At 60.7% G+C, this 25,710-nt stretch carries 23 protein-coding genes; 4 read left to right on the top strand and 19 right to left on the bottom strand.

Translation table 11 applies throughout. The features are described 5' to 3' along the window. Positions 1–88 precede the first annotated feature (88 nt). Positions 89–523, top strand: coding sequence for a hypothetical protein (locus tag F0185_RS19795; RefSeq protein WP_167227292.1), 435 nt, complete (start codon positions 89–91; stop codon positions 521–523). A 724-nt stretch (positions 524–1,247) separates the two neighbouring features. Here the strand turns inward: F0185_RS19795 and F0185_RS19790 are convergent. The 4 genes from F0185_RS19790 to F0185_RS19775 all read right to left on the bottom strand — a co-directional run bounded on the left by F0185_RS19790 (position 1,248) and on the right by F0185_RS19775 (position 7,214). After that, a complete protein-coding gene (locus F0185_RS19790; protein WP_167227290.1) occupies positions 1,248–1,637 on the bottom strand; it encodes a hypothetical protein in 390 nt (129 codons plus the stop codon). A 293-nt stretch (positions 1,638–1,930) separates the two neighbouring features. After that, positions 1,931–2,383, bottom strand: coding sequence for a hypothetical protein (locus F0185_RS19785; RefSeq protein ID WP_167227288.1), 453 nt, complete (start codon positions 2,381–2,383; stop codon positions 1,931–1,933). Between the two features lie 13 nt (positions 2,384–2,396). Further along, on the bottom strand, positions 2,397–6,737 hold the full coding sequence (locus F0185_RS19780) for an RHS repeat-associated core domain-containing protein (protein WP_167227286.1): 4,341 nt from the start codon (positions 6,735–6,737) through the stop codon (positions 2,397–2,399). Further along, entirely contained in the window at positions 6,738–7,214 is a 477-nt protein-coding gene (locus tag F0185_RS19775; RefSeq protein ID WP_167227284.1) for a DcrB-related protein, read from the bottom strand. Positions 7,215–7,890: 676 nt separating this feature from the next. Here F0185_RS19775 and F0185_RS19770 point away from each other — a divergent pair. From F0185_RS19770 to F0185_RS19760, 3 genes are all read left to right on the top strand, one after another. Further along, complete coding sequence (locus F0185_RS19770) at positions 7,891–8,424, top strand: 3'-5' exonuclease (protein ID WP_167227282.1); 534 nt, start codon at positions 7,891–7,893, stop codon at positions 8,422–8,424. Between the two features lie 49 nt (positions 8,425–8,473). Then, positions 8,474–9,505: a hypothetical protein gene (locus tag F0185_RS34910; protein ID WP_167227280.1), complete on the top strand. Its 1,032-nt coding sequence runs from the start codon at positions 8,474–8,476 to the stop codon at positions 9,503–9,505. A gap of 192 nt (positions 9,506–9,697) precedes the next feature. Next, complete coding sequence (locus F0185_RS19760) at positions 9,698–10,747, top strand: NAD(P)-dependent alcohol dehydrogenase (protein ID WP_167227278.1); 1,050 nt, start codon at positions 9,698–9,700, stop codon at positions 10,745–10,747. Between the two features lie 104 nt (positions 10,748–10,851). Here the strand turns inward: F0185_RS19760 and F0185_RS19755 are convergent, their stop codons facing one another. The 15 genes from F0185_RS19755 to frr all read right to left on the bottom strand — a co-directional run bounded on the left by F0185_RS19755 (position 10,852) and on the right by frr (position 25,709). Further along, on the bottom strand, positions 10,852–11,331 hold the full coding sequence (locus F0185_RS19755; protein ID WP_167227276.1) for a PIN domain-containing protein: 480 nt from the start codon (positions 11,329–11,331) through the stop codon (positions 10,852–10,854). A gap of 314 nt (positions 11,332–11,645) precedes the next feature. Next, positions 11,646–12,845 (bottom strand): EAL domain-containing response regulator, encoded by a 1,200-nt coding sequence (locus F0185_RS19750; RefSeq protein ID WP_167227274.1) that lies wholly within the window; start codon positions 12,843–12,845, stop codon positions 11,646–11,648. A 79-nt stretch (positions 12,846–12,924) separates the two neighbouring features. Beyond that, positions 12,925–13,713: a TrmH family RNA methyltransferase gene (locus F0185_RS19745; protein ID WP_167227272.1), complete on the bottom strand. Its 789-nt coding sequence runs from the start codon at positions 13,711–13,713 to the stop codon at positions 12,925–12,927. Continuing rightward, positions 13,710–14,396: a ribonuclease HII gene (rnhB, locus tag F0185_RS19740; protein WP_167227270.1), complete on the bottom strand. Its 687-nt coding sequence runs from the start codon at positions 14,394–14,396 to the stop codon at positions 13,710–13,712. Before rnhB ends, F0185_RS19745 begins: the two co-directional genes overlap by 4 nt. Further along, positions 14,393–15,505: a lipid-A-disaccharide synthase gene (lpxB, locus tag F0185_RS19735; protein WP_167227361.1), complete on the bottom strand. Its 1,113-nt coding sequence runs from the start codon at positions 15,503–15,505 to the stop codon at positions 14,393–14,395. Before lpxB ends, rnhB begins: the two co-directional genes overlap by 4 nt. Before the next feature lie 73 nt (positions 15,506–15,578). Then, positions 15,579–16,367, bottom strand: coding sequence for an acyl-ACP--UDP-N-acetylglucosamine O-acyltransferase (gene lpxA / locus F0185_RS19730; protein WP_167227268.1), 789 nt, complete (start codon positions 16,365–16,367; stop codon positions 15,579–15,581). Continuing rightward, on the bottom strand, positions 16,368–16,868 hold the full coding sequence (gene fabZ / locus F0185_RS19725; protein ID WP_167227266.1) for a 3-hydroxyacyl-ACP dehydratase FabZ: 501 nt from the start codon (positions 16,866–16,868) through the stop codon (positions 16,368–16,370). A gap of 7 nt (positions 16,869–16,875) precedes the next feature. Then, positions 16,876–17,925 carry a UDP-3-O-(3-hydroxymyristoyl)glucosamine N-acyltransferase gene (lpxD, locus tag F0185_RS19720; RefSeq protein WP_167227264.1) on the bottom strand — a complete coding sequence of 350 codons (1,050 nt, stop codon included), beginning with the start codon at positions 17,923–17,925 and terminating at the stop codon, positions 16,876–16,878. 32 nt (positions 17,926–17,957) lie between these two features. Further along, positions 17,958–18,473 (bottom strand): OmpH/Skp family outer membrane protein, encoded by a 516-nt coding sequence (locus F0185_RS19715; RefSeq protein ID WP_166891167.1) that lies wholly within the window; start codon positions 18,471–18,473, stop codon positions 17,958–17,960. A 40-nt stretch (positions 18,474–18,513) separates the two neighbouring features. Next, positions 18,514–20,847, bottom strand: coding sequence for an outer membrane protein assembly factor BamA (gene bamA, locus F0185_RS19710; protein WP_167227262.1), 2,334 nt, complete (start codon positions 20,845–20,847; stop codon positions 18,514–18,516). Positions 20,848–20,863: 16 nt separating this feature from the next. Next, positions 20,864–22,258 (bottom strand): RIP metalloprotease RseP, encoded by a 1,395-nt coding sequence (gene rseP, locus F0185_RS19705; protein ID WP_167227260.1) that lies wholly within the window; start codon positions 22,256–22,258, stop codon positions 20,864–20,866. Further along, positions 22,255–23,439, bottom strand: a complete 1,185-nt coding sequence (gene ispC, locus F0185_RS19700; protein ID WP_167227258.1) for a 1-deoxy-D-xylulose-5-phosphate reductoisomerase — start codon at positions 23,437–23,439, stop codon at positions 22,255–22,257. Before ispC ends, rseP begins: the two co-directional genes overlap by 4 nt. A 33-nt stretch (positions 23,440–23,472) precedes the next feature. Next, on the bottom strand, positions 23,473–24,306 hold the full coding sequence (locus tag F0185_RS19695; RefSeq protein ID WP_167227256.1) for a phosphatidate cytidylyltransferase: 834 nt from the start codon (positions 24,304–24,306) through the stop codon (positions 23,473–23,475). Further along, positions 24,306–25,058 carry a polyprenyl diphosphate synthase gene (gene uppS, locus F0185_RS19690; protein ID WP_166891152.1) on the bottom strand — a complete coding sequence of 251 codons (753 nt, stop codon included), beginning with the start codon at positions 25,056–25,058 and terminating at the stop codon, positions 24,306–24,308. Before uppS ends, F0185_RS19695 begins: the two co-directional genes overlap by 1 nt. Positions 25,059–25,148: 90 nt before the next feature. Next, on the bottom strand, positions 25,149–25,709 hold the full coding sequence (gene frr / locus F0185_RS19685; RefSeq protein ID WP_167227254.1) for a ribosome recycling factor: 561 nt from the start codon (positions 25,707–25,709) through the stop codon (positions 25,149–25,151). Position 25,710 lies beyond the last annotated feature (1 nt).

Genomic DNA, 25,710 nt, shown 5'->3' with positions numbered 1-25,710 from the left:
CAGCGCTGTTACGTAGGCGTTCAAGGTCATCTCGGCCGGCCAACACCGCATGTCGCGACGAATCCGTCGCTCACCTGAAAGAAGCTTCATGAACACGCACGCCGAAAGCACGTCACCTTCACTGGCGCAACACCCGAAGTACCTTCCCTGGTATTTCCATGTCGGTTTGATGGTGTTCATGCTGGTCACGGCTTACTTTATGCTCGTAAAGCTGGGCGGGGGGATCTTTTTGGTGGTGGGGTCGGCTATTTCTCCCGGCATCATGCTTGCCGTGGCAGGAAAGGGCAACCGCTGGCTGTTCTCGGCAATTTTTTTCCTTGCCAGTGCGCTGGGCCTTGCCGTCGTCGCGGGGATGCCGCGCTTAAGTGACATGACGATGGGCCTGGTTCCATGTCTGCTGTGGTGCATCGGGGTGTCGCTCTGGCCTGCCCTGCTCCTGTGGGTCGCGCATTCGCTCAATCGGCGCCGGCAAGGGCGGGCGGCAACAGAGACCAATGTGACAGACACGGTAACCGACGCATGAGTTGGGGTCAGCACTGCACATGCAGGGCGTGCGATTTCGACTTTTACAGCGGTCACTCCCATCATGAGGGTTATAGCGAGATGCTCTGTCATGCTTGCGTGACAGCGTTCGCGCTGCCAACAGACAATCGGTGGGGCCCGCGTGTTGACGAACTCATCGTTGTGCATCAGCTCATACGGGAGGTTCATGTGTTTCATAAAAAGAAACCACCACGCATCACGTATCGCCTGGAACCGACCGTCGAATTCCTGATTGCTGAAAGTGCGGGAGAGCGGGGAGTGGACTATTCTACCGACCACATTATTTGCACGCATTGCAAGCGCGAGGGAACGATGGTTCTCGATTTTGCGCACGGCCAGGCTTGTCCGAAATGTCGCGAGGGCGTCCTCGATTGTTGCTCGATTGAGTACTAACTACTTGCGCATACCACTCATAGAGCATAGCAGCAGTCTGTTCAGATGCCCCGATGACCCACGCACTATTTCTTTACTGCACCTCGCCAATCCAAGTGCATACTCACGGAAGCTACCGTGCTTCGTGCTGCGGATAGAAATCGGAATCAAAAAAATAGCGCCGCGCGATTCATGTCGCAAGGCCACTCGGCTCTACCTTTCACCGTCGGTATCGCCAGACTCAAGAATCCGACCGCGCCCGTTCAATCCACAAAGCAAGCCCTGCCATCAACGACCAATAACTTATTTAATAGATAACTGAATATCATCACTTACCCAATGAATTTCGGCTTTACAGAAAGATCTCGCTTAACGTCATGAAATACTCCCTCACTTAACGTCCATACACGCAAATCTTCACTTTCTTCGTCATCAACAAAAAATGTCCCGCAGACCTCCAACTCCATGCGTGATATTTTTTCGAGACACTCCTTCAAGAACTGAGTGGCTCGTTCGTTCACATTGCCGCCGTAAAATACGAGACTGATCCAGTTGATCGGAGCGGAAGGGAAAATCCAGCCGTTTTTATATAATTCCGCCTGCTTTTCCGTCAGAGCGTAAGGCTCATAATATTTCCAATGCTCATCTATCGCTACTCTTATTTGAGGAATATCCTCAAAAGAACATTCCAACCACCCTCTGATTAACGAAAACTTAGCCACAATCAATCCCCCAATTCAATTGATGATTTGTGACGCGATATAAGCGTGATGATTGACTGTCCCGCGTGATTGCGCCGGTAACGTGTGTGTTGGCATGAATTCGTTCTAAAAGCCGAAGCCGTTAAGTCGCGCCGGAAAACTCGTCTCCGAATTTCTTAGAAATCGACTAAGGCAGCACCTCCTTAGCATGCGCCGCTGAACCTAATTCTATAAAACATCGTCCAACGCTTTCGATCAAGGCTCCGTAACGGCGGCTACATTAATTAGCCCAAGCCACCACGACGCACTGAAAACTAAATCGCTAACGCTTCAACCTGGCGTAAGTGGTCTAAACTCTGGCACGCCATCTCGTCGAGTAGTTTCTGAAATTCAAAATTCGCTTCCAATTCAGGAAGTGCGACTTTGATGCGCTCAATTTCCAGTCCCGCTATATCGTAAGCATCGGCAATATCGATCAGCTCACTTTCAAACTCCTGCAAGGTCAACTCTTTTTTCTTCAGTCGCAAATATAGGAAGCCCACAAATAGTTTTGGCAAAGTTTTACTTACATCAATCCCAGAATTTATCACTTCTTCTCTGAGCACGCCTTCAGCACACTCAAGGTTCTGGCAAACCTCCAGTTGACCCAGCCAATCGGTATGTTCGGGTAATTTACACCGCATCCTAATAGCCCAGCTATTTAAGAAATCCACATTAACATACTTTGCTTGAATAATTGCGAAAAGCGCAATGGTGATTGAGTCCATGTTTTTCCCTAATTTAATCATCAAATACACCCGGCCAAAGTCGTTTACCGCTTGCAGGGTCTTTTAGTTGCTCTCTTGTAACCGGATGAACCCGATGATGGTGCGGATTAGGGTGATAATGGGGATCATTCGGGTTATTGTATCCGTGACTTGTCCTGTCAGTGCGAGCAATCTCCCTTCCATACTTATCGTAATGAATAGTTTGATGATACTCTCCCCCAGCGGAACTTGCCTTCGTTAAATCTATTTTCCTTATACCCGGCGTTACCTGCGTGAGCGGTCGCTTATCAATCCAGTACTTGTCAGGAAGCAGCGGTCCCTCATCTTGCCCATCTGCAGATTTGGCGCCTGAATTTGCCGGCTTACATTCATCCATCAACCCTAGCGGATCAGTGGAACTCAACGGATTATCGACATAGGCATACGGATTGGGCCCACCCTCCAAGCCCAACGGATCCGGCGTCAGATACCGCCCGGTACTCGCATCATAATAGCGATGCCAGTTGTAGGCCAGCTTCGATTCGTCATCGTAATACTGCCCTTGGAAGCGGATCGGGCAGTCGGTCTTGCTGACCATCGTTTCCTCGACCTCGCCCCACAAATTGCTTTTCGCTTGCCACGCAATACCGCCGTCGGCATCGATCAACTCCTTTGGCGTTCCGATATGGTCCAGCACCACCGCATACGTCTGGCTGGTTTCCTTGCCCTTGCGCCGGATCGTCTCTGTTTTGGCGAGTGGCCTAAAGCTGTCGGGCTCGTAGTCCCAGGTGGCGCAAATCTCCTCGATGAGCTCCGATCCGCCATTGCCATCGGGCTTCCTGCCAAAGCGCCGCTCTTCCGCGACCGTGTGACCATCCCACAGGTAATCGACTTCCGTAAAGCGCGCAGTGCCATCGCTCGGAACCTGCTTTTTGCTCAGCCTGCGGCCCAAGGCATCGTACGTGTATTCCCAGGCATCGCCATCGGGCGTGATCACGCGCTTGAGGCGGTTCTCACTGTTCCAGACATAATGCCAATGCTGTTGCCGGCCCCAGCGCTTGCCTTCCATGCGGGTAATCACGCGGCCTTCAAGATCGTACTCATACTTGACCTTGCCAGCTTGCATGAGCCTGCCGCGCCGATGAACACGTTGCCCCCTCGCATCGGCATTGCTCTCGTCGCTGCCGAGCAGCGCCTTTTGCTTGATGGCGTCGATCAGATTGCCCGCCAGATCATAGGCATACTGCTCGCCGCCCTTGTCGCGGCTCGCTTGCGTAACCCGGCCAACCTTGTCGTAACCGATATCGATGACGCCGGCGCTGCGCTCGCCCAGCTTGCGCGGGTTGCCGTTGCCGTCGTAATTGACCGCGCGTTCCTGCAGCGTGCGCGCCTGACCGCCTTTGTCCGCCCCGATGCCAGTCCACTGACGGGTCAGACGATTGAGCTGATCATATTGCTGGTCGATACGGACGCCACCCGGCAATTGACGACCCGTTTCGCGCCCGCTGCTGTCATGAAGGAAACTGAACGTCTGCGCATCCGGCAGCGTCAACTCAATCGGCAGGCTGTTGGCGTCGAATTCCCAAACGCTGCTATGCCCGCAGGAACTGGCGCGCTCGGTGCGCCGGCCCATCAGGTCGTAATCGCTGGTGATGCTGCGGCCGTTCTGGGTTTCCCTGACAACGCGGCCCTGGTCATCGCGCTCGAAGCGGATGTCGCTGTCGGCGTTGACGGCACTGCTCAAGCGACCCAGCGCATCGTAAGTATAGTGGGTGCTACCCTCGCTGGCGATCTGCTCAAGCAACTGGCCGGCGTGGTTGCGCCGGTAACGCGTGTGCTGGCCCGAAGGCGTGCGTTTCCCGATAACCAGACCGTCGGCATCGACGTCGTATTCGACCTTGCGACCGGCAAAATCGGTTTCCGCAATCACATCGCCGGTAGCGTTTCTCGCATAGCTCCAGCGCTCGCCGGTCGGGTTGATAACGGCAACCAGGCGCAGCTCGGTATCGTACTCGTAGCGCGTGACGGCGCCGTTGGCCTCGGTGGTCTGTGTCAGCCTGTCGAAGGCGCCATAAGCATGGCGTGTCACATTGCCCAGCGCATCGGTACGGACGATGCAATTGCCTTCGGGATCGTACTTGGCGAGGTGACGCGCACCGTCCGGCAAAGCGATCTCCAGCGCCTTCCCTTCGACGTTGTAAACATAGTGGCTGGTATTTTGATGCGGGTCGGTGCGCGCGGTAACGCGGCCAAAGGCGTCGCGCGTGAGCCGGGTCGGGTTGCCCAGCCAATCGGTGGCACTGGTCAGCAAACCGCGCTGATCGTGCGCGAAGGCGGCCGTGGCACCGGCTGGATTGATGACGCGCAGCACATTACCGTGCGCGTCATGCTCGAAGCGCGTCCACGCGCCGCTCTCTCCGACCTGGACCAGGTTGCCGCGTTCATCGTACACGCGCTCAACGCGCTTGCCATCCGGCGAGGTCACGGCGACCGGAAAGTCGAGCTGGTTGTAGTTCACCACCGTTTCTTTGCTCAACGCATCGATGTGCCCGACCATATTGCCACGCGCATCGTATGCCCAGCGCAGAACCGCCTCGCCCGGCGTGAGCGCAGTGACCAGGTTGTAGTGCGCGTCGTAGTCGAACTGGCTGACTCCGCCGCGGGCATCGACTTGCTTGATGACCTGGAGTGCGTCGTTGTAGTGGAATTCGGTCGGGTGACCCAGTGAATCGGTGTACGTGTTGACCTTGCGCTCGTCGTCGTAGACGAAGCCGCCGGTCATGTGGCCGCCTCGACCGCCGCTGGTCTGCTCGCAACGCCCCTTGGCATCGTAACGGTAGCCAATCCACACGCCATTACGATCTTGCCAACGCGTCAGGCGATGGGCATCGTCATAGGTGTAGGTAAGCGGCAAGCCGCTGCTGTTGACGATAGCTGACAGCTCGCCATCATCATGGTAAGTGTAGCTGACCAGTGTGGTCAGTGCGCCGTTCGCTTCCAGCAAACTGATGCGGCTGATGGCGTGCTCGCTGGCATCGACCTTGAGCCGCGTGCCACCGCTGTGGCGCACCTCGGTCAGCACCGCGCCGTCGTAGACCAGCCCAATCTGGTTGGCGTTGCGGTCAGTAATGGCCGACAGATGCCAGTGGCTCGCGTTGCGCTGATCAAAACGCAAAGTAGGCTGGTGCCGCTGCTCGAGCAAGAAGTGGTCGTCACGCCGGGTCACGCTGTAAGCTTGATAGACGCAATGGGTGACGCTCGCGCCCGGCTCCGGCATGTCGAAACGCATCGATGCGCCGTCCTCGGCATGGAACACCAGCTCCGCCTCGCCGACGACTTCGATCCATTGGCCCCAGGTGCTGGCCCAGGCTTTGCCGAATACCGTGCCACTCGGATTGCCCGAGTTGTGCAGGCGGCGCAGAACGATCGGCAATGCGCCCGGCAAGGCAATATCGGGCTGTTCCAGGATGACATTGCCCGTGACGACGTCGATCGGATCGCCGCACTTGCAGATGGTCTCGTCCGGCCGTTCCTTGGCGGCGTTGAATTTCTTCATGCCGGGCAAGCCTTCTTTAATAAAGGCAGTGGCCGGTGTCTTCGGATCGGCAATGACCCTGTTGCCAACGCCAGTCCCTAACTTGGCGCCCCACGCGCCCCCGCGCCAGGCGCCAAGCAGCATCATCGCCTTCTGGCCGTCCGAACCTTTGCCGAACAGCACGCCACCGGCCCAAGCGCCGACCGCACCGCCCACGTAGCCGCCCACCAGTGCGACGCCCACGACCACCGGGCCGGCCACCAACAAGCCGGCGCCCACGCCTGCGACCAGCAGTGCCATATGCACCTCGTCCGAGACCTCGGGCGTGATCAGTTCTGCCATCGTGGTGTCCGTCGGGCCGCCCACGAAGACATTGGGCGAGCCGGACTGTATCTTTGCGCTGCACAGAATCATGTCGCCCACGCGGGCAAAGGGCTTGCCGTTGACGAACACCGTGGACGAGCCTTCCGCCACAAGCTGGGGCGTGGGGGCGTGGCTGGAGCAGGCGGCGACATCGACCTGGGCACGTGCCACCGCCTTGCCGTTCGCAAACACGTTCGGCGAGCCGGTCTTGACCAGCCCGGTCACGTTGGCGCCGAATATCTGGCTCGTTATGTCCATCGAACCGATCACTTCCCCGACACCAGCGCCACCGGCCGCTGCCGCCACCACCCCAGCGACGGCGACCAGGGCCAGGCCGCCGGTGGCGATGACGGCGACACCAACCAGCGCGGCCGCCACCACGCCCGCGACCGCGCCCAGCGCCAAACCGACCACCAGACCGGCCATGGCATGGCTATGGGCAATGGGATCGTCGATACGTCCGGCCGCCGCGCCCAATCAGGACTCCTGCGCCGGCTGGGCCACAGCTGGCACTGGCGCGTGCAGGCGCATGCTGCCGAGCATGGTCTCGAACGCCAGATTCCACTCGTCCTTGAAGGCGCCATAACTGGTGCCGGTCAGCAGCAATGCCTTGCTACGGTCAGCGCTGGCGGCCTGGACAAAGACAGCGACCTGGCGCTGATGCATTTCGGTATCGCCGTTGCGCCAGGAAAAGTACAATTCCATCGCCGCCGAGCCGTCGACGACGAGCGCGCGCTTGTTGAGCAGTTCGAACTTTGGCAATGCCTTGCGCATCTCGTTGGCAAGCGTATCGGCGAAAGCATCGACGGTCGTTTCGGTGAAGGCCTCGGCGCGCGAGATAACGAAAGAGAAATCGCTCGGACCGGAGTCATTGATGATGAATTGATTGACCGTGCGGTCTTTCAAGCTGGGATGCAGCTCGAAGCTGGCTTCGTCGATATTGTATTGGCTCATTGCTGTGTTTATCGTTGGTAGAATAGGTGGGGGGCTAAACCCGCGATGGAACTTGACTGCGCAGCGACGTGACGACTTTTTCACTGGCTGCGCAGGTCAACGTGATGTTGTCGAGGAAGATGATGGCAAGAGATCCAAGCACGTACGATGCTGCATCGCGGCGGCCATCTTGTGCAGCTGAGCGATGCTGGCTCATCGCTCTGGACTGTGATCACTCTTGCACGAGGAAAACTGCACAGATGTACCAGATTTCTTGCCCTACCCGAGGAGGTATCGTGCGCACCAGATCGACCGCGCAAAAGCCGATAGCCTGGGTTTTAGCGATGTCGTCCGCCTCGCCAACATGTTGCTATAATTGTATTATACATAACAACTGGAAGTTTACCAAGCGTCAATGTTGTTATCTGTGAATTATGCTACAGCGCTATCCTTGCTCTCCTCAGGCGAGGCAAGCTGCCGAATACAGTCCCCGCCGTCTTTACCGCGCTGCCCGGCATGCCGTTGACCGCCGGGAGGGAAACCGCCTGTTTTTCTCGGTGCTACTGGTGCCGATTTGTATTCTGGTGGTGCCATGACGTGCCCCGCTCTTCTGGCTCGCTCACATGCTCAACACCCGCTGGTGCACGCTAGCCGGCCAAGCCGACGACACGCGCGCACGGCACAACCTGGAACCATCATGACTTACATCATTGTCGATTTCGAGGCAACCTGCTGCAACACCGAACAGATTGCGCGGGATGAAATGGAGATCATCGAGATTGGTGCGGTCGCTTTGCACGGCAATGGCCCGTTCACGCTCGGCGAGTTCCAGTCATTCGTCAAACCAGTCCGGCACACGCAGCTGACCGCCTTTTGCAAGCAGCTGACAAACATCCCGCAGCAAGAAGTGGACAGCGCCGACGCCTTTGGCGCCGTCATGGAGCGTTTCTCCACCTGGATAGCCTCATTCGATGATGCGGTTTTTTGCAGCTGGGGCGACTACGACAAGCATCAGTTGCGACAAGACTGTGCGTACCATGACGTTCGCTATCCGTTCGGCGATGAACACATCAACATCAAGAAGCGCTTCGCCGACAATATGAGCATGCGAAAGCCGTGCGGACTCGAACAGGCGCTGGCCAAAGTCGGACTTGAGTTTGAAGGGCAACCGCACCGCGGGATCGACGACGCGCGCAATATGGCCAATCTGGCGCCTTACCTGTTCTTTTGACGCGCCTGCCCAAACGACGCATTTCCCTGACTACGGCATCTACAACACAATGAATTCCATTTTCAACGAGTCGACCTGGAACAAATACCTGCGCGGCTACACAATCCACGACTGCGCCATTTTTCGCGAGCATGGATTTTTCCTGGTCCTGATCGAAGAAAAGGAAAACCGGGATCTCTTGCCGCGTACCCGGCTTCTCAGCGTCATGTACGACAAGCCGATAACGGTCGGTTCGCTGCCCATGGTTGAAGTGGGAGATTTCAATTTTTGCACCGTTGTTCGCGGCACCAGCCCTGCCGAATATGTCGCTGTCGACACCAGAAGCAATGTCTATTCTGGTAGCGCCCAGCGCAACAACACGGAAAGAGCGATCGATGAAGTCATCGATATGCGCACGCATCAAAACGGCGTCGGCGTTGTCAGGAAAATGGTGCGCGCCGCCGGCCAGGTGTTTGCCCTGGGGAGCTACCGCAAGATTTATCGCCGCATCGGCGTCGAACAATGGATCGAGCTGGGAAGCGAAGGCAAAGGCGTCCCCATGCCGCCCGATATCGAAACCAGGTCGAGCTACTTCATGAGCATGGGATTCCGCGACATGAGCGCCTTTTCGCCGGACGACATGTACGCCGTCGGCGGCGATGGCGATGCCTGGCGATTCGATGGAAAAACCTGGCATGACTGTCGCTTGCCGACCAAGGCGCCGCTGTACACCGTCTGCTGCGCCGGCGACGGGCAAGTCTATATCACGGAATTGAATGGAAGCGTGTGGGCAGGCCGCGAAGGCAAATGGACCCGCGTCGCGACGTCCGACATTGCAGCCGGCTTTCAACCGGTCGATTCGGCATGGTTTAACGACCGGCTGTATTTGGGTGGCCAGGAAGGCGTGTGGCTCATCGACGCCGAACACAAAACACTGGTGCCGCTGGCCGACACGGAGAGCGACGCGCCGAATGCGACCAACAGCGGCCGGCTCGACGTCACTCCCGATGGCAAATTCCTCCTGACCGCCGGCCCATACGGCGCTTGCCTGCACGACGGCGCCGGGTGGAAAAGGCTGTTCAGCGCTTTCGACTTTCTGTGACCGTCAAACACCAGCCAGGCCATCCCTACCATCTTCAAAAAATGGAGGGACGTGAGAACGCGGGCATCGTGCAGTCCTGTCGAATCGCCCGGCAGCGCGTATATTGTTCCTGTAGCCGATCTGCGGACCGGCGCGGCGATACGCAATGCCCCCGTACGCATCCCTCTTCTCATCTAAACAGGATTATCACCCATGACACTCGCACGAGGTTACGCGGCGCTGGCCGCCAAGGAAAAACTGGTCCCTTTCTCATTCGAGCGCCGCGCCCCGCGCGCCGATGACGTGGCCATCGACATCAAGTTTTGCGGCGTCTGCCACTCCGATATCCACCAGGCGCGCGACGAATGGGGCGGTGCGACCTTTCCCATGGTGCCGGGGCACGAAATCGCCGGCGTCGTCACCGCCGTCGGCGCCGATGTCACCAAATTCAAAGTGGGCGACCATGTCGGCGTCGGCTGCTTCGTCGACTCCTGCACCACCTGCGGCACCCGCCACGTGGATCTGGAGCAATACATGCCAGGGCTGGTCCAGACCTACAACAGCGTGGAGGCTGACGGCGTCACGCCCACCTTCGGCGGGTATTCCAACCACATCGTCGTCAAGGAAGGCTACGTGCTGTCGATTCCCGACAATCTGCCGCTGGACAAGGCCGCGCCGCTGCTGTGCGCCGGCATCACGCTGTATTCGCCGCTGAACCATTGGAAAGCCGGTCCGGGCAAGAAAGTCGCCATCATCGGCCTGGGTGGCCTGGGCCACATGGGCGTGAAAATCGCGCACGCAATGGGCGCCGAGGTAACGGTATTGAGCCAGTCGCTGTCCAAGCAGGAAGACGGCTTGCGTTTCGGCGCCGCCAGCTATTACGCCACCAGCGACAAGGAAACGTTCAAAAAGCTGGCCGGCCAGTTCGACCTGATCATCAATACGGTCGGTGCTGCCGTCGACTGGAACGATTACATCCGCCTGCTCAAGATCGACGGCACCATGACCCTGGTGGGCGTGCCCGACGCGGCCACGCCGCCGGTCAATGCCTTCAACCTGATCGGCGCGCGCCGCACCCTGGCCGGCTCGATGATCGGCTCGATCAAGGAAACCCAGGAAATGCTCGATTTCTGCGGCAAGCACAACATCACCTCGGATATCGAACTCATTGATATCGGAATGATTAACGACGCCTACGAGCGCGTCGTCAAGAGCGATGTGCGTTACCGGTTTGTCATCGATATGAAGTCGATGGTGGCGTAAGAGCGAACCAGCGGGGAAGTCTATTACGGGCCCAAGTCCGGCAGGAGGCGGACTACCTTCTTAATTAGTCATCCTCCGCCGTACACCGCTTTTGGGCAAAGCGATTATTTGGTACGCTTCAGCGCACTCCGTCTTGATCGTGGCGGGAGTGGCGTGTCTCCAGGAGGGTCGACGTTTATAATCGTCACCGTCGATGTCGTTTTTAGCTCGTAAGGCACGCGCACGTCCTGCCGCCGGAAATCCTTCGTATTGCGTGTGATGATCGTCAGCTTTTTGATGTCAGCTGTTGCCTGAATGATCGCGTCCGCCAATCCAATTTTAGGACCCAAGCGTCGACGCTCGGACATGATGGCTGCTGCCGCCTGCATGATCACAGCGTCGATCTCGATAATTTCGAAGCCGAAATCGACCATGAATTCGTCGAATCGCGGTACGTCGGTCAAGTCGGCGCCGCCATACAGCTCCATCCAGGTAATCACGCTGATGGCCGGATTGTCCCAATGCGACAGTTCGATTAGCGCTTGCGCGTAGCCCTTGCTCCAGTCGATCAGGATATTGGTGTCGAACAGAACTAATCCCGCCATTCGGATCTCAACTCTCTTTGATAGTCCAAGCCGTCCGCCGGGATATCCGGGCGCTGCGCCCAAATACCTGCAATCTTCTTTAGAGCAGCCATACGTCGGGCACGGCGTTTTTCGATCGGCTCTTCCGCTACCGCGTCGGCTACTGCGTCGGCTACTGCGTCGGCTGGCCCGGTCGCAGCGATAACACGAGGCTTATCGCGTGAGTGCTTCAAGGTTGCCATAACAGACCTCCGATCAGGTGAATGCCAGTATCGGTATAGTGTATCGCACGGCGGATGTATACTCCCAACCCTCGCGCTGAGCTCACGTAACAGCTAAAAAAACTGCCGCCAGTCGGCCAGCCAGTCCGGAAAGCGCGCCGCCTCCATCGGCCGGGCGATGTGGTGGCCCTGCGCATACGTGCAGCCCAGCCCCTGCAAAAAATCCCAATCCTGGCGCGTCTCCACGCCCACCGCGCAAGACTTGCGGTCAAGGCTGCGCGCCAGTCCCAGGCAGGAACTGAGCACGGTCGCCAGCGAGCGTTTGCGCGAGGCGCCGTCGACAAAGCTGCGGTCGATCTTCAACTCCGAAAACGGCACACGCGCCAGTTGCTGCACGTTCGAGCGCCCGGTGCCGTAGTCGTCCACCGCCAGTCCGTAACCCATCATGCGCAGACGCAGCAGGCGTTCCAGAAAACTCGGATCGTTGGTCAGCACTGCCGATTCGGGCAATTCAAACGTGAGCAGCGATGGCGCCACGCCGTGGCGGCCGGTGCACACGCCAATCTGGCGCAAGAAGTCCGGGTGACCGATCGTTTCGGCCGACAGGTTGAGCGAGATCGCGGCGGGAAGTCCCTTGTCCTGGAAGGCGCGGCAATGTTCGGCCGCGCTTTCAATCATGGTCCAGTCGAGAAAATCGATGCGGTGGTTCTGTTCCAGCGCATCGATAAAGGCGGCCGGCCCCAGCACGCCGTGCTCGGGGTGGATCCAGCGCGCGAACACTTCCAGCCCCTTCACCTCGCCGCTGGCCAGTTCGATCTTGGGCTGGAAAAACGGTTCGAACTGGCGCGCCTGCAGGCCCACGCCCACCTGGGCAAAGCTGAAACGCGGCAGCGCGCGCCGCTCCTGTACCTGGGCGACAGGCGGCGTGTAGTGCGACAGCACCGCTTCCAGATGTCCGCTGGTGAGCGGCTTGGGGATGGTGCCGAGCAGGTCGAGCCCATACGCGAGCGCCAGGCTTTCGACCGAAAACAGCAGGCTGGCGTGGCAGGAACCGGTGATAATCGCCCGCGTGCCGGCATTGAGCACGGTGATGTCGCGGATCAGCTCCAGGCCGTCGCGCCCGGACAGGGCCAGGTCGATCACGGCGATGTCGATCGGCGGCCCGCCCGGCGCTTCGATCTGGCGCAGCGCGGCCTCGCCGTCGGCCGCCACGCTGATGCGGGTGGCGCCCAGGCGGCCAAGCATGTCGATCAGGGTCTGGCGCTGCGCTGCGTCGCCGTCGGCGACCATAAAATGCAAGTGGGCGATGTCCATCATACCTCCGCTGAAGTCGTGGTATTGACATTACCCCCGGAAAGCAGCCTCGTCTATGCTGTCAAGAAACTGTTTCGCCTTACTTTGATTGAATCTGCCTCAACTGTTCAAAAAAACAGACAGCCGCACACGCGGCCACGTTGAGCGACTCGATCTGGCCCATGTGCGGAATGACGACTTGATGAGTTGCCAACGCCAGCAGGTCGTGCGCCACGCCCTGCCCTTCGTGCCCCAGCAGCCAGGCCACCGGGCGCGCCAGGTCCACGTCGTACAGGCGCTGCGTGGCGTAGCCGCTGGTGGCCAGCACCGGAATCGCCGACGCCTTCACCAGGTCGGCCAGGTCGACGTTTTCGTGGATGTCGACCACGAAGTGCGCGCCCATGGCCGCGCGCAGCACCTTGGGCGACCAGCAGAAGGCCGTGCCGCCGCTGCAATAGACCTGGGTGATGCCGGCCGCCGCCGCGCTGCGCAGGATCGAGCCGACATTGCCAGGGTCTTGCAGGTTGTCCAGCAGGACCGCCGAGGCGGTGAGCACCCCCGGCGCGGCCAGCGCCGGGGTGGCGATCAGGAACATCAGCCCGACGCCGTGTTCGACCTGGCTCAAGGCGTTGTAGAGCGCGTCCGGCATGGCGGTGACATGCGCGCGCGCTGTTTCGCACTGCATCACGATGTCGGCCACTTCCGGGTTGGCCAGCGCGCCTTCGGAAACAAGGCAGTGCAGCGGCGCGCCGCGCAGCTGCAAATACGACTGGCACAGGTGCACGCCGTCGAGCAGGGTCTGGCCAGCCTTGCGCCGCGCCTGCGAGCTGCCGGCGAGGTGCTTCAGGTCTTTATAGAGCGGATTGTCGCGCGAGGTGATGGTTTTCATGCGGCCTCGCCAAAATCGAACGACATGTCCATGCCGACGATGGTGTTGGCCACCGACACCGGCAAGGTGGCGCGCACCGGCGCGAACGAGCGCCGGTGCACGGGCGAAGCGCCATGCTCGCGCAGGCGCGCCAGGTGCAGCGCGGTGCCGTAGCCCTTGTGCTGGTCGAAGCCGTATTGCGGATACAGTGCGTGCAGCGCCACCAGGGCGGCGTCGCGCGCGGTCTTGGCCAGGATCGACGCGGCCGAAATGGCGTGCACCTTGTCGTCGCCTTCGATAATCGGATGGCAGCGCACCTGCATCACCGGACTGCGGTTGCCGTCAATCAGGGCAATGGTCGGCATGGTCGACAGGGCTTCCACCGCGCGCCGCATGGCCAGCATGGTCGCTTGCAAAATGTTGATGCTGTCGATTTCTTCGTGCGAGCATTCAGCGATCGCCCAGGCCAGCGCATATTCCTTGATCTGCGGCGCCAGCGCTTCGCGCTTCTCGGCGGTCAGCTTCTTGGAGTCGCGCAGGCCCTCGATGGGGCGGTCCGGATGCAAGATCACGGCGGCGGCGAACACCGGGCCGGCCAGCGGGCCGCGCCCTGCTTCGTCCACGCCGCAGACGATATCGTCGGGCGTGAACGGATAGGCGTTCTTTTTCAGCCCCGGATAAAAATTGACTTTTTTGGTTCTCATGATGACTTTTTCGATGCCGCGATCACGCGCATGACGGCGGCCGCGCTTTCCTGCGCGCTGTTGCGCAAGAGGCTGTGGTGCATCTCGGTGAAGCGCTGCACCAGCAGCTTGCGGTTGGCCGCGTTATTAAGTTGTTCCCACATGGCGTCGGCCAGCTTTTGCGGCGTGACGTCATGCTGCAGGATTTCCGGCACCAGGAATTCGCGCGCCAGGATATTCGGCAGCCCGATCCACGGCTGGTAGCCCATGTGGCGCATGATCTCGTAGGAGGCGCGCATGACTTTGTACGCAATGACCATCGGCTTCTTGAACAGCGCCACTTCCAGGGCCGCCGTGCCGGACGCCACCAGCACCGCGTCGGCGGCGGCAATGGCGTCGTGCGAGCGGCCGTCGAGCAGGTCGATGCGCACCGACTGCAAGCCGGCCTTGGCGATCAATTCGGTAAAGTATTGACGCTGGCGCTCGCCCGCCATGGGCGCGACAAAGCGCAGGTCCGGGTCGCGCGCGGCCAGCAGCTTGACCGCGCCCACAAAGGGCTCGGCCAGGTATTTGAGTTCGCCCATGCGGCTGCCCGGCATGAGCGCGATCACGCGCGCCCCCAAAGGCATGCCGAGCGCCGTGCGCGCCGCCGCCACGTCTGGCTCCATGGGAATGACTTCGGCCAGCGGATGGCCGATGTAGGTGCACGGCACGCCAGCCTTGCGATAAATCTCTTCCTCGAACGGAAAGATCACCAGCATGTGCGAGACGGCCTTGATGATCTTCTTGATGCGCCCACCGCGCCAGGCCCAGATCTGCGGACTGACGAAGTGCACGGTCGGTATCCCGGCTTCTTTCAGCTGTTGTTCCAGCCCGAGGTTAAAGCCGGGATAGTCGGCGCCGATGAACACGTCCGGGCGCTCGGCCAGCAGGCGGTCGCGCAGCGTATTCTGGATGCCCTTGATTTCGCGGTAGCGGGGAATAATTTCAAACAGGCCGCGCACGGTCAGGCGGTCCATCTCGATGTCCGACACAAAACCCTGCTCCATCATGCGCGGGCCGCCAATGCCGTGAAAGCGCGCCTCGGGCAGGTGCGGGCGCAGGCCGGCCAGCAGGCGCGCGGCGAGCATGTCGCCGGATACTTCGCCCGCCACCAGTGCAACAGATACCCCGGTCGATGCAGCCCCGGCGCCTGGCCGTGGATCAGCGGACAATGCCACGGGACGCAGTCCCCAGGAAAGCGAGCATGGCGCCGATATCGAGCGCGGCGGCGGGCGACTCGTGCTGCTGGTCGACCAGGGCCGCCTTGGCTTGTTCGAGCGTCATGCCGGAGCGGTAAATGAGCTTGTAGGCCGCGCGCACGCCGTCGATCTGCGGCCGGGTAAAGCCGCGCCGTTTCATGCCTTCGATGTTGACGCCGTGGGCGCTGGCCGGATTTCCCGACACCAGCACGAACGGCGGCACGTCTTGCGTGAGGCTGGTGTACATGCCGAGGAAGGCATGCGCGCCGATCTTGCAGAACTGGTGCACACCGACGAAACCCGACAAAATCGCCCAGTCGCCCACTTCCACGTGCCCGGCCAGTTGCGCGTTGTTCGAGAAAATCGTGTTGCTGCCGACCTGGCAGTCGTGCGCCAAGTGGCAGTAGGCCGAGATCCAGTTATCGTGGCCCAGGCGCGTGACGCCTTCATCCTGGACGGTGCCGGTATTGAAGGTGCAAAATTCGCGCACCGTATTGCGGTCGCCTACTTCGAGGCGGGTCGGCTCGCCATCCCACTTCTTGTCTTGCGGCGGCGCGCCGATCGACGAAAACTGGAAGAACTTGTTGTCCTTGCCGATGGTGGTGTGGCCTTCGATGACCACGTGCGGGCCGACCACCGTGCCGGCGTCGATCGACACGTGCGGGCCGATGATCGAAAAGGCGCCGACTTCGACGCTGGAGTCGAGCTGCGCGCGCGCATCGACAATGGCGCTGGGATGGATCGTGGCCATTTAGTTCCCCATCGGCTGGCTCGCGTCGACCGCGCTGCGGATGGTGCACATCAGCTCCGCTTCGAGGGCGATGGCGCCATCGACGCTGCCGACCGCCTTGTACTTCCAGATGCCGCGCGAGCAGCGAATGATCTCGATATCCATGCGCAGCTGGTCGCCAGGGCCGACCGGGCGCTTGAAGCGCGCGTTGTCGATGCCGACGAAATAGACCACCGAATTGGCGTCGGGCTTGACGCCGATCGACATGAACGACAAAATCGCCGCGGTCTGCGCCATCGCTTCGATCATCAACACGCCCGGCATGACCGGCTTGTGCGGGAAGTGCCCGTTGAAGAATTCTTCGTTGGCGGTGACGTTCTTGATCGCGCTGATCGACTTGTGCGCTTCCCAGTCCAGCACGCGGTCCACCAGCAGCATCGGATAGCGGTGCGGGAGGTATTCCTTGATCTGGCAGATGTCGAGGGTCTTGCCGGGTACGCCTTTGTTGTCGGTAATGGTCATATGTCTTCTATTTTTGTTCTGTGAGTGCCTTGACGGCTTTTTCGAGCGCGCGGATTTTTTCGCGCATCGACGTCAGGTTGCGCAGCAGGACGGCGTTCTTTTCCCAGTCGCTGTTCTTGGCGATCGGGTAAAAGCCCGTGTACTGGCCCGCTTCCTTGATCGAGTTGGCAACCAGGCTGCCGGCGGTGACGTACACCTTGTCGACGATGGTGATGTGGCCCGATACCATGGCCGCGCCGCCGAAGGTGCAGTATTTTCCGATGGTGGCGCTGCCGGCCACGCCGACGCAGCCGGCCATCGCCGTGTGCGCGCCGATATGGCAGTTATGGCCGATCTGGATCAGGTTATCGAGCTTGACGCCGTCTTCGATGATGGTGTCGGCCATGGCGCCCCGGTCGACCGTGGTGTTGGCGCCGATGTCGACGTCGTCGCCGATCATCACGCGCCCGGTCTGCGGAATCTTGATGTACACGCCGCCTTCGTTGGCAAACCCGAAGCCGTCGGTGCCGATCACGGCGCCCGAGTGGATGATGCCGCGCTTGCCGATCTGGCAGCGCGCATGGAAGGTGGCGTTCGCGAACAGGTGGGTGCCTTCGCCGATGACGGCGTCGCGCCCGACGAAGCTGCCGGCGTCGATGACGGCGTTCGCGCCAATCACCGCACCGGCTTCCACGGTCACCTGCGGGCCGATATGCGCGCTCGGGTCGACCTTGGCGGTCGGATGCACGCTGGCGCTGGGGTCGATGCCGGCCGGCGCCACGATCGGGTCGAGCGAGGCGAAATACTGGGCGGCGTAGGCGAAGTAGACGTGCGGATTTTTGACGACGATACGCGCGCCCTGGTAGGTCGCGCCAACGATCTCGTCGTCGGCGCTTGATACGATCATGGCCGCCGCGCCGCTCTGCGCGGCCTGGGCCCGCAGTTTGCTGTTGCTTAGATAACTGATGTGCGAAACGCCTGCGTCAGCCAATGGCGCGACCCCGGATACCTCGGTATTCGGGTCGCCAATCAGCTGTCCTCCCAAGCGTTCGACCAATTGACCTAGTCGAGTGCCCATCTTTTTAGTCCTGTCTTGAGTTTGTATTGGTGTTATTTGTCGAGCTGCTTGAGGATCTTGTCCGTGATATCGATGCGCGGGCTGGTCCAGGCCGATTCCTGCAGCACGATATCGAGCTTTTCCTGCTCGGCGATCTGTTCAATCAGCTTGTACGCCTTTTGCGCGATGTTGGCGCGCTCTTCGCTCTTACGCTGGATCAGGTCTTCGCGGAACTCGCGCTGGGTGCGCTGCACGTCTTTTTCGAGGTCGAGCAGTTCGCGCGCACGGCGCGTGCGTTCCAGTTCGGGCAGGGTCGGCGCCTCGGTCTCGAACTTCGCCTCCATCGACTTGAAGCGCGTTACCGTGTCCTGGATCGACTTCTGGCGCTTGGAAAACTCGGCTTCGATCTTGGCGTCGGCGGCCTTGGCCAGCTTGGACTCGGTCATCAGGCGCTCGGTGAAAACGTAGCCAATCCTGCTCGGCGCGGTTTGCGCCTGGGCCAGCGAGCACGCGCACAAAGCCAGCAGGGCAAGATGCTTGGGCCAGGAGGCAGTCACAGTGTTCAACATAGTTCTCCGCAATCTAAAATGGAAACGGTCGCGTTAGCGATCAGAAACCGGTACCCATCTGGAACTGGAAGCGTTCCAGGCGATCGCCAGGTTTCGCGTTCAAAGGCTTAGCATAACTCAACTTGAGCGGGCCGACCGGCGAAATCCAGCTCACGCCCAGACCTGCCGAATAACGCAGTTCGTTCAGGCGCATTTTCTGGTCTTCGCTGTAGACCTGGCCGGCGTCGGCAAAGCCGAACCAGCGCAGGCTGCGGTCGGTGCCGCTGCCGGGGAAAGGCATCTGCAGTTCGGCATTGCCGATGATGCGCTTGGCGCCGCCGACCGCGTCGCCGTTGCGGTCGACCACGCCGAGCGAGGAGCTCAGGTAGCCGCGCACCGAACCGATACCGCCGCCGTTGAAGTTCTTGAAGACCGGGTACGGGCTACCCTTGATGCCGTGGCCGTAATCGAATTCACCGCGCAGCGCCAGGGTGATCTTGTTGGTCAACGGACGGAACCATTCATGGTTGTAGATCATGCGGTAGTATTTGGTGTCGCCAGCCACGTCCAGTTCCAGGTTGGCGCGCTGGTAGCGGCCGGCCGATGGCGTGATCGCGCTGTCGCGGCTGTCGCGCTGCCAGGCGGCCGTCAGCGGCAAGGCGTTGGTGGTGGCGCTGCCGATGCCGCTCTCGATGCCGGTAATCTGGCGCACGTAGTCCTGGTAACGGGTCGGGCTGGTGATATCGGTTTCGATGGTGGTGCGTTCGATGCCGATACCGAAGTAGACGGTGTCGGTTTCGGAGAACGGCACGCCGTAGCTCACGCGGCCACCGGTCTGCTTGACCTTGTAGGTGCCCTGGTTCAGCGCCGGCGGGTTCAGGGTGCGCAAATACAGTTCGAACTGCTGCGACACGCCGTCTTCGGTGAAGTACGGATTGGTGTGCGAGAGCGCGATGGTGCGGCTGTAGTCGCTGGTGTTGAGCTCCATGCCGACCGTGTTGCCGCTGCCGGCAAAGTTGGCCTGCTGGATCGACGCGGTGAAGGTGAATTTTTCCGCCTGCGAGAACGAACCGCCGATCAGGAAGTTACCGGTCGGTTTTTCGACCACGGTCAGGTTCACGTCGACCTGGTCGGAGGTGCCCTGCGCTTCCGGCGTGTCGATGGTCACTTCCTTGAAGTAGCCGAGGCGGTCGACGCGGTCGCGCGACATCTTGATCTTGTTGCCGTCGTACCAGGAGCCTTCGAACTGGCGGAACTCGCGGCGGATGACTTCGTCGCGCGTGGTGGTGTTGCCGGCGATGTTCATGCGGCGCACGTAAGCGCGCTTGCCCGGGTCGACGAAGAAGGTAAACGCCACCTGGCGCTTTTCGCGGTCGATTTCCGGGTTCGCATTGACGTTGGCGAACGCATAGCCGAAGGTGCCCATGCGGTCCGAAATGAGCTTGTTGCTCAGCGTGAGCAGCTCGCCCGAGTAGGTCTGGCCCTCGCGCAGGCGCACCAGTTCTTTCAGCTCGTCCTCGCGGCCGAACATTTCGCCTTCGAGCTTGATGCCGGAGACGGTGTACTTCTCGCCTTCGGTGATGTTGATCGTCAGGTAGATGTCTTTTTTGTCGGGCGTGATCGACACTTGGGTCGATTCGACGTTCGCTTCCAGGTAGCCGCGGTTCAGGTAGAACGACTTGATCGACTCGATGTCGCCGGTCAGCTTGGTCTTGGAATACTGGTCGGCCTTGGTGTACCAGGTGAACCAGCCGGAGGTGCCCAGTTGCAGCACTTCGCGCAGTTCCTTGTCCGAGAAGGTCTTGTTGCCGACGATGCTGATCTGCTTGATGCGCGCGACCTCGCCTTCGTCGACATTGAACATGACGGTGACGCGATTGCGTTCGATCGGGGTGACGGTGGTGGTGATCTTCACGCCGTACAGGCCGTGCGACAGGTACTGGCGCTTGAGCTCCTGCTCGGCGCGGTCGACCGACGCCTTATCGAAAATCTTGGTCTCGCCGACGCCGATTTCCTTGAGCGCCTTGACCAGCACGTCCTTTTCAAATTCCTTGGTACCGGTGAAGTCGACCGTGGCAATCGCCGGCCGTTCTTCGACCAGCACGACCAGCACGCCCTTTTCTTCTTCCAGGCGCACGTCCTTGAAGAAGCCGGTCGCGTACAGGGCCTTGATGGCGGCGATACTCTTTTCGTCGTTGAACGTTTCACCCACGCGCACCGGGAGGTAGCTGAACACGGTACCGGCTTCGGTACGCTGGATGCCCTCGACCCGGATATCCTTGACCACGAACGGGTTCACTGCGAGGGCTTGTCCGGCGCACAGCGCCAGGACGGCAGCGCCGATTAAGCTGCGACGAAAGAAAGGCAAGGCAAAACGTTCAGAATTTAATTTCATTGGGGTTATTCAATGGTCAATCGTTTGGACAACGTATATATGTATTCGCGGGAGGCGTGGGCGCCGGTTGCGTCAGGCGGTTCACGTCATTGAAGAGCGCAAGGCCCATCAGCATCACCAGCAACGCCATGCCGGCATACTGCGCCAGCTCGACTATCCGGCCCGGCAGGGGGCGCCCGGTCAAAACTTCCAGCGAATAATACAGCAAAAGCCCACCGTCCAGAACCGGAATTGGTAACAGATTCATCACCCCGAGACTGACGCTGACGACGGCGATGAAGCTTAAAAATTCAATCGGGCCCAGGCGCGCGGTCTTGCCGGCGTAGTCGGCAATCGTGACCACGCCGGTCAGGTTCGCCAGCGAGACCTGCCCTGTCACCATCTTGCCGATCATCTTCAGGCTCATCACGCTTTGCTGCCAGGTGGTCGCAGCGCCGGCGGCGATGGCGTCAAGCGGCCCCAGGGTGACCTTCACCATCTCCGGCGACGAGATGATCTGGGCATTGATGCGCGAGATATTAGTAGCTTTGTTCAGTTCCGGCGTGACCGTCAGGCTCAAGCTGCGGCCGCCGCGTTCGATCACGAATTGCAGGGTGCGCCCGCACGATTGGCCGACCAGTTTCATCAGCGCCGCGCCGTCCGGCACCGCTTGACCGTCAATGCTGAGCACGCGGTCGCCCGGCTGCATGCCGGCGCGTCCCGCCGGGCCGGCCGGATCGGGAATCTTGCCGATCGTTACCGGACTCAGGAAGGTGGAAATGCCGAGTTCCCCAAGCAGGTCGCCTTCGACATTCTTGCCAGCCAGCGCAGCCGGCGGCAAGGTGGCGCTGTAGCGCGCCCCGCCCTGCTGGGCCACGTCGAAACGCACGCCGCCTTTATCGAGCACGGCCTTCAGGGTTTCCCAGCGCAGTTCGGCGTACGTGGCGACCGGCGCGCCATTGACGGCGACGATGCGGTCGCCCCCGCGCAGGCCGGCCTGGTAAGCGGGCGTGCTCGCTTCCATGCCGCGCACGCGGGTGCCGATCTCGTCCATGCCAACCATGTACAGGCCACCGAACACCGCAATCGCCAGCAGGAAATTGGCGACCGGGCCGGCGGCCACGATGGCGATGCGCTGCCAGACGCTCTTGCGCGTGTATTCGCGCGCCTGGTCGGCCTCGGACAGGGCGCGGGTACCGGGATCGCGGTCGTCCAGCATGCGCACGTAGCCGCCCAGCGGCAGGATCGAGATGACCCACTCGGTCTGGTCGGCGCCGAAGCGGCGCGACCAGATCACTTTGCCGAAGCCGAGCGAAAAGCGCAGCACCTTGACGCCGCACAGGCGGGCCACCGTGTAGTGGCCCAGTTCGTGGAAGATGATCAGCGGTCCCAGCGAGCACAGGAACGCCAGGATGGTGGTGAATAAAGTCATCTGGCGAGGCCGGCGACGATGGCCTGGGCGGCGGCGCGGGCGCGGGCGTCGCAGTCCATCACGGCCTCGATGCTGCTGGCGGCGTGGTGCGCGTTCTCGTGCATGACGCGCGCGATCACGCGGTCGATATCACGGAAACCGATGCGGCGCTCCAAAAAGGCTTGCACCGCCACTTCATTGGCGGCGTTGAGCAGGGCCGGCGCGGTGCCGCCCGCTTCAAGCGACTCGAAGGCCAGCGCCAGGCAGGGAAAACGCGCAAAATCCGGCTTGTAAAACTGCAAGGTGCCGATGCTGGTCAGGTCGAGCTGGGCCACGCCGGATTCTATGCGTTCAGGAAATGCGAGCGCGTTGGCGATCGGGGTGCGCATGTCGGGGTTGCCCAGTTCGGCGATCACCGAGCCGTCCACGTACGACACCATCGAATGGATCACGCTTTGCGGATGGATCACCACTTCGATCAAGGACGCCGGCGCGCCGAACAGCCAGTGCGCCTCGATCACTTCCAGGCCCTTGTTCATCATGGTGGCCGAGTCGACCGAGATCTTGCGCCCCATGGACCAGTTCGGATGCTTGCAGGCTTCGTCGGGCGTGACGTGTTCGAGCGTCTCGACCGCGCGGTTCAGGAACGGGCCGCCGGACGCGGTCAGCAAGATCTTGGCCACGCCGGCCGCGCCGGGCTGGCGCGCATACGCTTGCGGCAGCGACTGGAAAATCGCGTTGTGCTCGCTGTCGATCGGCAGCAAGGTGGCGCCGTGCTGGTGCACCGCGTCCATGAACAACTGGCCGGACATGACCAGCGCTTCCTTGTTGGCGAGAAGAATTTTTTTGCCGGCACGGGCCGCCGCCAGGGTCGGCGCCAGGCCGGCGGCGCCGACGATGGCGGCCATGACCGTGTCGACTTCAGCGCTGGAAGCGATCGAGCAGAGCGCCGCTTCGCCGTGTTCGACCTGGATATGATCGAGGCCGCGTGCGCGCAGCAAGGCGCTCAGGCGCGTTGCCGCGTCGGCGCTGCCGACCACGGCGCGCGCCGGACGGAACTGCGCGCACTGTTCCGCCAGTTCTTCCACCCTGGCATGCGCGCTGAGCGCAAGCACCTGGTATTTGTCGGGATGGCGTGCAAGCACGTCCAGGGTGGACACGCCGATCGAACCGGTCGCGCCTAGAATGGTGATGCGTTGCATAGGCGTTCTTTCAAACTTTTTATCAAACTACGTTCACAGCATCCCGGTGTAAATCAGGGCGGCCAGCGGCATGACCGGTACCAGCGCATCGATACGGTCGAGCACGCCGCCATGGCCGGGCAGCAGGTTGCTGCTGTCCTTGACGCCGGCGCGGCGCTTGAGCTGCGATTCGACCAGGTCGCCCACCACGCTGGCGGCAACGAGCACCACCAGCACCGCCAGGGCGCCGCCCCAGCCCAGTTTGGCGTGCAGGTGAACCGGGAAGGTATCGGCCAGCAGCGGGCCGGCGAACATGATCAACAGGCTCGACAGGATCAGCACGGCAATGCCGCCGCCGATCGCGCCTTCCCACGATTTACCTGGGGAAATAGTCGGCGCCAGCTTGCGCTTGCCGAAAGCCTTGCCGGAGAAATAGGCCCCGATATCGGCGATCCAGACCAGCGCCATGACCGACAGCAAGTACACGGCGGAATGCTTGAAGAACAGCACGATGGCGGCGAAACAGGCGACGATGGAAACGGCGTACATGGTCGCCAGCATGGTGTTGCGCCCGCCTTCGGGCGGCGGCAAGCCGGTTTTCAGCGCCGGCACGAAACGGAACAGCCACAGCAGGGTCGACAGGCCGAACCAGAACTTGACCGCGCTGTTGTCCTTGTACAGGAAAGCGTAGGCGAACGCGGCGCTCCAGAACAGGGCGACCAGGAAGGCTTGCTTGCGCGAAGACTTGAACAGCTGAAAGCTTTCGGTGACGGCGGCCGTGAGGAACAGCAGCACCACCGCGGCAAAGGCGGGGTAATACCCGCCAAACAGCACCGCCAGCAAGACGACAAGCAAGACGACAGCGGTGATGATCCGGGTAATTAGCATCAGCTTTTCTTTCCAGCCAGTTGGTCGCCGGTGCGCCCGAAACGGCGCTCCCGGTTTTGATAGGACGCGATGGCCGCGTCCAGGGACTCGATCGAAAAATCGGGCCAGTAGGTATCGGTAAAATACAGCTCGGAATACGCCAGTTGCCACAGCAGGAAGTTGGAAATGCGCTCTTCCCCGCCGGTACGGATGAACAGGTCCGGCTCGGGCGCGTAGGCCATGGCCAGGTGCTCGGCCAATTGTTCTTCGCGGAAGGCAGTCAGGCCGGGATTGGCGGCAACCATCTTGCTGGTGGCCTGCATGATGTCCCAACGGCCACCGTAATTGGCGCAGATGGTCACCGTCAGGCGCGTGTTGTTGGCGGTGCGGCGCTGGGCCGAGGCGATCATGTCTTGCAGCTTGGAATCGAAGCGCGACAAATCACCGACGACTTTCAGGCGAATATTGTTTGCGTGCATCTTCGCCACTTCGCGTTCGAGCGCGGTGACGAACAGGCGCATCAGGAGCGAGACTTCTTCTTCGGGGCGGCGCCAGTTTTCGGAGGAAAAGGCGAACAGGGTGAGGTACTCGATGCCGCGCTGGATGCAGGCTTCGACGCAGCCGCGCACGGCTTCGACGCCCTTGACGTGGCCGGCCACGCGCGGGAGGAAGCGCTTGGTGGCCCAGCGGCCGTTGCCGTCCATGATGATCGCAACGTGACGCGGCACGCGGGCCACTTCGGGTACTGCTGTCGTCGAACTTTTATAGATCATAAATCCAGACTATCTTGAACAAATGCATGGGAAGCGGACGCCGGGTCCGCCTCAGCGTGGGCAGACCCTGCCTTCGCGCTTTCCCCGACTCTACACTGTCAGGACTTCTTTTTCTTTTTCAGCAACCAGTTTATCGACATCGATGACAAACTTGTCGGTCAGTTTCTGGATTTCTTCCGATGCACGACGCTCGTCATCTTCCGAGCAAGCCTTGTCCTTGACCAGCTTTTTGAGCGATTCGTTGGCGTCGCGGCGGATGTTGCGGATCGCGATCTTGGCATCTTCCGCCTCGCTCTTGACCAGCTTGACCATTTCCTTGCGGCGTTCTTCGGTCAGCGGCGGGGTCGGCACGCGGATCATGTCGCCCTGCGACGATGGATTCAGACCGAGGTCGGCGTCGCGGATCGCCTTTTCGACGGTGGTCAGCATCTTCTTTTCCCACGGCTGCACGCCGATGGTGCGGGCGTCGATCAGGGTCACGTTGGCGATCTGGGTCAGCGCGGTGGCCGAACCATAGTAATCGACCATCACGTGATCGAGGATGCCGGTGTGGGCGCGGCCGGTACGGACCTTGGCCAGATCGCTTTTAAGGGTGTCGATCGACTTGTTCATGCGCTCTTGCGCGTTTTTCTTGACGTCAGCGATAGTCATG

The organism is Massilia rubra (assembly GCF_011682065.1).
Lineage (GTDB): Bacteria > Pseudomonadota > Gammaproteobacteria > Burkholderiales > Burkholderiaceae_D > Telluria_A > Telluria_A rubra.
The sequence above is the reverse complement of the archived record's forward strand: the minus strand, read 5'-3'. Positions and strand labels throughout refer to the sequence as shown.